Origin of the sequence: Candidatus Cyanaurora vandensis (assembly GCF_013285555.1) — a bacterium.
Lineage (GTDB): Bacteria > Cyanobacteriota > Cyanobacteriia > Gloeobacterales > Anthocerotibacteraceae > Cyanaurora > Cyanaurora vandensis.
In genome coordinates, this window is record NZ_JAAXLT010000222.1 from 1 (window position 1) to 6266 (window position 6266).

At 55.8% G+C, this 6266-nt stretch carries 7 protein-coding genes; 2 read left to right on the forward strand and 5 right to left on the reverse strand.

Annotated elements, in window-relative coordinates; translation table 11 throughout:
* The 5 genes from HFM78_RS16470 to ispG form a co-directional block, all read right to left on the reverse strand.
* A partial coding sequence (locus HFM78_RS16470) for an FAD-dependent oxidoreductase (protein WP_396035102.1) occupies window positions 1-119 on the reverse strand: 119 nt, incomplete at its 3' end.
* Window positions 120-183: 64 nt separating this feature from the next.
* A complete protein-coding gene (locus HFM78_RS15645; protein ID WP_287130391.1) occupies window positions 184-2247 on the reverse strand; it encodes a transglycosylase domain-containing protein in 2064 nt (687 codons plus the stop codon).
* A gap of 188 nt (window positions 2248-2435) precedes the next feature.
* The gene (locus HFM78_RS15650; protein WP_287130392.1) at window positions 2436-2771 is read right to left on the reverse strand and encodes a hypothetical protein; all 336 of its coding nucleotides are present in this window, start codon (window positions 2769-2771) and stop codon (window positions 2436-2438) included.
* Window positions 2772-2825: 54 nt separating this feature from the next.
* Window positions 2826-3050, reverse strand: coding sequence for a 2Fe-2S iron-sulfur cluster binding domain-containing protein (locus HFM78_RS15655; protein ID WP_287130393.1), 225 nt, complete (start codon window positions 3048-3050; stop codon window positions 2826-2828).
* The gene (ispG, locus tag HFM78_RS15660) at window positions 3047-4225 is read right to left on the reverse strand and encodes a (E)-4-hydroxy-3-methylbut-2-enyl-diphosphate synthase (protein ID WP_287130394.1); all 1179 of its coding nucleotides are present in this window, start codon (window positions 4223-4225) and stop codon (window positions 3047-3049) included. The genes HFM78_RS15655 and ispG overlap by 4 nt, the downstream gene beginning before the upstream one ends.
* Before the next feature lie 238 nt (window positions 4226-4463).
* On the opposite strand from ispG, the gene trxA reads away from it, so the two are divergent.
* Together trxA and HFM78_RS15670 are read left to right on the forward strand one after the other, a co-directional pair.
* Window positions 4464-4787, forward strand: coding sequence for a thioredoxin (trxA, locus tag HFM78_RS15665; protein ID WP_287130395.1), 324 nt, complete (start codon window positions 4464-4466; stop codon window positions 4785-4787).
* A gap of 3 nt (window positions 4788-4790) precedes the next feature.
* The gene (locus HFM78_RS15670) at window positions 4791-6083 is read left to right on the forward strand and encodes a homoserine dehydrogenase (RefSeq protein ID WP_287130396.1); all 1293 of its coding nucleotides are present in this window, start codon (window positions 4791-4793) and stop codon (window positions 6081-6083) included.
* Window positions 6084-6266 lie beyond the last annotated feature (183 nt).

Here is a 6266-nt window from a genome sequence, read left to right on the forward strand (position 1 = left end):
AGCCCACCCGCCATCAGCCCCTCAAATAAGACGGGCTTGAGGTTGGCCCGCGCTGCATAAATTGCCGCCGTATAACCCGCCGGACCCGAACCGATAATCACTACGTTCTCAACCGTCATGTGCGCTCCCAAGTCAAAGTCAGAATGATTATGACTTCATTGTACTTGCTCGGGCGCGACTGGGTCAATTTTTGCGGTTACGGCAACGGCGATCCTGAGCTTTTACCACGGGGTCGTAGCAATCGGGGGCACTAGGAGATAGTTCGGGGACGGATGAGGGAAGTTCGGGTTCAGGAAGAACGAGGGGTTGATCATCAGAAGGTGGCGCAGGGTCAGCGAGGACAAGCGGTTCTTCACTAGGTTCTTCCACAGCGGGTGCAGGCAGTTCCCCAATCGCCGTGGATTCACGGCGGGGACGGCTCACGCTGGTGGTCTCACCCTGCACACTGGCTAGGATCTGGCCCTTGCGCTCAGAATTCAAGTCTGGAGGTTCCTTAAAATCCGGGCTAGGCTGACCTACCTGCCGCATGAACTGGCCCCAAACTTGCGCGGCGAGACTGCTGGAACCCCCAGTTGGTGCTTCGTCATCATTCCCCAGCCACACCCCCGTGACTAAGCGCGGGGTATAGCCGACAAACAGCAGATCGCGGCCCCGGTCACTGGTCCCCGTTTTACCAGCGGCCTGGAAGCTAACGCGAGCCGCTCGTCCGGTGCCGTGAGTCACCACCCGGCGCAGCATCTGGGTCATCATCCAACTCACCTGAGGGTCTACTACCACTTCAGAACTCGGTTTGGCCTCATAGATGACCCGGCCCTGACGGTTTTGGACCCGTAATACCGCCACGGGAGCCACCCGTATTCCCCCATTCGCTAAGACTCCGTAGGCACTGGTGAATTCCAAAAGTTGGACCTCCGAGGAACCCAGGGCGAGGGTGGCATCGGGTCGCAAGTCCGTGGTAATCCCCAAGCGGCGACAGGTGGCAATCGTCTGGGCAATGCCTACATCCAAGAGGAGTTCCACGGCAACTGGATTACGGGATTTGGCTAGGGCCTCCATGAGATTGAGCGGACCCAAGAAACGCCCGTCACTATTTTTGGGACTGTAGCCATTCATGGCGAGGGGACGGTCCACATAGACACGAGTGGGAGCATAGCCCTGTTCTAGGGCGGTCAAATAAACAAAGGTTTTGAAGGCCGAACCCGGTTGACGACGGGCTTGGGTCGCCCGGTTAAATTGACTCTGGGTGAAATCCACCCCGCCCACTAAGGCCCGGATTGCTCCCGTCGTCGGGTCCAGACTCACCAGGGCCCCTTGACTCACCCGACGGAAACTCTTGACCCGTGCGCTGAGAGTCTTTTGGGCGATAGCTTGAGCCTCTGCGTCTAGGGTCGTCATCACGACTAAACCGCCCTGTTCCAGGACATCCCGCCCCACCAAGGACGGCAACAACCCTTCCACATAACTGGTGAAATAACTATTGGCAGTCCACCTAGCACGGTTAAACCGATAGCGTGGTTGCTGAGCCATGGACTGTTTCGCCTCGGTCTCTTTTAAAAACCCGGCCCGGACCATCTTATTGAGGACCACATCACGCCGTTTACGAGCTAGCTCCAAATTATTGAGCGGTGAATAGACGCTCGGTGCAGGTAAGACCCCAATCAGTAAAGCTGCTTCACTCAAATTAATATCATTGACCGATTTATTAAAATAAACCCGGCTGGCATCCGCTACCCCATAGGCTCCGGCCCCGAAGTAACTATAGTTGAGATAAAAAACGAGAATCTCGTCCTTACTATAAGTCTGTTCAATCTTGAGGGCGAGCAGAGCTTCCTGAAATTTACGGCTCAGGTTCTTATCGCGATTCAGAAAAAGGATACGCGCCAACTGCTGGGTAATTGTACTTCCGCCCTCAGCCAACTCTCCCTGACGGAAGTTATTGACCACAGCCCGACCAATGCCCGCTAAGTCCACCCCGTTGTGCTCATAGAAGCGGCGGTCCTCACTGGCAATCGTGGCTTCGCGGAGGACTTTGGGGATTTGGGCGGCGGTGGCTCGTGCCTGGGGACCACTGCCTTTGTTGTAAATCACCGTCCCATCGGCGGCTTGCATCTGAAGACTGCCATCGGGCCGGAAGTCCTGCACCCCGCCCACATCGGGCAACCCCCGGTCTAGATAGACCCCAACACCAACCAGGGTCAGGATGAGCACCCCGAAAAAAACTAGAACCGCGTTGCGCCATTTACCCATGCCACACCCATCGGGCAGTTTTCAGATCATAGGTCACACCCAGTGGCCAGCGTTGGTAACAGGGTCATGGTGTGCCCGGTCCACAGACTGCTACGATGATACGCCGCAAAAAACAATGGACCGCTAGGTACTCCCAGCGGCCCATCTTCAATTGAGGAGGCTTCCCCCCGGAACCTCCCCAAACTCAGTTACGGGGTCACAGGACGGGCAGTTGAATCACCCGCGCCGGTGGCAGTACCCTGACCGGCAGCTTTGCCGGTACCCGTGGCACTACCTTTACCCACGGCGATACCTTTGCCGCTCGTGGTGCCGGTGCCCTTCTTGTAACGAACTTTGCCATTGCCATCGCGGTAGACGACTACGCCTTTACCGCTAGCCGTCCCATTACCACGGACCCCGGCGCGGCCCTGGGCCGTTCCTTGACCTTTACTGGTGCCAGTTCCTTTGACTTCACCGGCAAAAACTGCTGAAGCAAGAACAAACGGTACACTCAGAGCCATGGTCAACGCGAGTAACTTTTGCATGTCCAGTCTCCATTCCAATTACACAGTTTGAGACGGTCAGGGTCACTATCAGGTTCAACCGTCCACATCTAGGTCTTCATTGACCAAGGTCATACAGGCGCGGACTAGGCCCTGTTGCTCAGTCAAGACTTCGCAGGTCCCACAGATGCCATGGCAGCAGTCCGTGGGTAGGTCAATCCCCAACTTGCGGGCCGCGAGGTTGATCGTGAACCATTCCTCGACCACAATCGTTTGACCACTTTTGCGGAAATTGACCCGGTAGGACTGGAAGCTACTCAAGGGTCCACCCAACGCCCGTCGGTCTTGATGAGGTCCACCAGATGCTGGACGCCCTCGGCCTGAGGAACGCGCCGGATCTCTTCTTTACCGCGATAGAGGGCGATCACACCAGGGGTTTTGCCCACATAACCATAATCTGCGTCTGCCATCTCGCCGGGACCGTTGACAATACAGCCCATCACCGCAATATCTAGACCGACTAAATGGATAGTGGCAGCCCGGACCTCTTTGAGGACTTCTTCAAGGTTGAACATCGTCCGTCCACAACTCGGACAGGCCACGTATTCCACCATCGTCTTACGCAAGCCCAAGGCCTGGAGGATGCCATAGCAGACCGGGATCTCTTGCTTGGGGTCCTCAGTCAACGAGACGCGGATTGTATCGCCAATCCCGTCCGCCAACAGTGTCCCGATTCCCGCCGTGGATTTAATCCGCCCATACTCCCCGTCCCCGGCTTCCGTCACTCCGAGATGAAAGGGGTAATCCCCCAACCGTTGGGCTGCTAACCGATAGGCCGCGAGCATCACCGGCACCCGTGAAGCCTTGAGCGAGATGACCAAGTTATAAAAATTCAACTCCTCACAGATCCGGATAAACTCCAAGGCCGATTCGACCATGCCCAAGGGTGTGTCGCCGTAGGTATAAACCATCCGCTCCGCCAAGGAGCCGTGGTTAACCCCGATCCGCATCGCCTTACCCTGCTCCTTGAGGGTTTCCACTAGGGGTTTGAGGGCTTCGCGGACGGCTTGGTGGACGCCTTGTAACTCTTCGGGGGTGTACTCGCCGGAGGTGCGGCGGCGTTCAAATACGTAAAGACCGGGATTGATGCGGACCTTATCCACATGACGAGCTACTTCCAACGCAATTTTCATCCCGTCGTGGTGGACATCGGCGACGAGAGGCACGGGCTGATAGGTATCTTCTAAAGTTTTGCGAATCTTTTCAAGGGCACGGGCGTGGGCTATGGAGGGAACCGTGACGCGCACCAATTCACAGCCGAGGCTATGGAGTTCCCGGATCGCCCGCACAGAGCCCGCGATATCGAGGGTATCTTCATTGATCATCGATTGCACCACCACCGGAGCTTGTCCGCCGATGATGACGCTGCCCACCGAGACCGGACGGGTCTTGCGACGGGGCGTAAGTAAAGAAGTCGGCGGCATCAACGTTTGCATGGGTTTCCTAGGCTCAAACCGTCCCTCTCATTTTGGTCCATTTGTACCCAAAGTAGAGGATGGGGATTAGAGGGAGAATCTATTAAAATGGAAAAAGCGGAGACGCATGTTTCCGTTCACTCCTCACACCACACTCCGCTTGGGTAACCCCCAGGCGGTTCCTTTATGGATTCTTTGGTAATGACTCCCACTCAACGCTAGACTGAGGATCGTTATAAATGCTCAAAGGAGCCCGGACATGTCAGCGGCATTTCCCGTCACCGATTCGACCTTTCAACAAGAAGTCCTGAACTCTGAAATCCCGGTCCTGGTTGACTTTTGGGCACCCTGGTGTGGTCCTTGCCGCATGGTGGCACCCGTGGTTGACGAGATTGCCGAACAGTACTCAGGCCGCATCAAAGTGGTCAAGCTCAATACCGACGATAACCATCAGGTCGCCAGTACCTACGAGATCCAGTCCATCCCGACTCTCATGATCTTCAAATCCGGTGCCAAAGTAGACAAAATTGTTGGTGCTGTTCCTAAGGCGACCCTAGCCACGACGCTTGAAAAGCATCTCTAGGACATGAAGGTTGCGCTCCTAGGCTTGGGGACAGTCGGCGCGGGGGTCTGGCAAATTCTGACTGACCGTGCAGGCCGTGATCCCTTACTAGAGCAAGTCACCGTGGTCGGGATCGCAGTACGAGATCTAACCAAACTCCGTGACCCCTCCGTACCCCCAGCCCTCTTGACTACAGATGCTATGGTTTTGGTTTCTGACCCCGAAGTTGAAGTTGTAGTCGAGGTCTTGGGCGGGGTGGAGTCTACTTTACCGTTACTCAAGACGGCCCTAGACCAAGGTAAACACGTAGTGAGTGCTAATAAAGCCCTCTTGGCTCGCCACTACCGGGCCTTGACCGCCCTAGCCCGTCAACGGGAGGTCTACCTTTTATTTGAAGCAGCGGTGGGCGGCGGCATTCCACTGATCCAACCCGTCCGGCAATGCCTGGGGGCCAACCGTCTCCGTCGTCTCGTCGGCGTAATCAATGGCACCACTAATTACATCCTCACTGCGATGACCCAGAGTGGTGTCTCCTATACCCAAGCCCTCAAAGAAGCCCAAGCCTTCGGTTTCGCCGAACAGGACCCTACGGCGGATGTAGCGGGCCATGATGCCCAAGAAAAATTAGCTTTGCTTAGTGCGTTAGTCTTTCGGACAGCGATTGTTGATCTGGCTGATATTCCCCGCGAAGGGATCACCGGGATTGTCTCAGAAGATTTACGGTATGCCAAAGAACTAGGCTACGGGATTAAACTTTTGGCCTTAGCCGAAAAGAATGCAGCCGGGGCCTTATATTTGCGAGTCTCACCCCACTTTGTCCCCCAGGCCCATCCTCTCAATCGGGTCCAAGGTGCGGACAATGCGGTCTTGGTGGAAGGAGAACCCATAGGTCAGGTGATGTTCTCCGGGCCGGGGGCGGGTTCAGGTCCGACGGCTAGCGCGGTGGTGTCCGACATCTTAAACATCGTTGCCCGTCAAACCTTCCAAGACCCCCACTTCATGGGCGAACCTCTCTGTGTCCCCGAACTTCTGCCCGCCCTAGAGCATCGGGGCCGCTTCTATGTGCGCCTTGAGGTCCCGGACCAACCAGGCGTGATTGGGCTCGTGGGACACGCTTTTGGGACAGCGGCGGTGAGCTTGGAATCTGTGGTGCAGAAGGCCAGCCAGGGTACCCGTGCTGAACTTGTGGTCATTACCCATTGGGTCAAAGAAGGCCAACTTCAGCAAGCTCTCCAACAGCTACGGCAGCTAGGTATGGAAATCGGTTCCGTTTTACGGGTCTTGGATGAGGAAACGCCCGGTCATCAGTTTTCTTAATAATTAAGTTTACTTATCTAAATGAGTGTGGTGTAACAATTTGGTAATGAGAACATAACATTGGAGGGTAAACCTTGGGTAACACCAATGACCGCTACTCTTGAACGCCGCCAAGCGCGCTCCCTCTGGGGCCAGTTTTGCGACTGGGTTACTTCCACCAACAATCGCCTCTACGTCGGCTGG

Excerpts from the sequence above, each read along its gene's own strand:
- HFM78_RS15645 (WP_287130391.1), bottom strand. The coding sequence starts at position 2,247 with ATGGGTAAATGGCGCAACGCGGTTCTAGTTTTTTTCGGGGTGCTCATC.
- HFM78_RS15650 (WP_287130392.1), bottom strand. The coding sequence starts at position 2,771 with ATGCAAAAGTTACTCGCGTTGACCATGGCTCTGAGTGTACCGTTTGTT.
- ispG (WP_287130394.1), bottom strand. The coding sequence starts at position 4,225 with ATGCAAACGTTGATGCCGCCGACTTCTTTACTTACGCCCCGTCGCAAG.
- trxA (WP_287130395.1), top strand. The coding sequence starts at position 4,464 with ATGTCAGCGGCATTTCCCGTCACCGATTCGACCTTTCAACAAGAAGTC.
- HFM78_RS15670 (WP_287130396.1), top strand. The coding sequence starts at position 4,791 with ATGAAGGTTGCGCTCCTAGGCTTGGGGACAGTCGGCGCGGGGGTCTGG.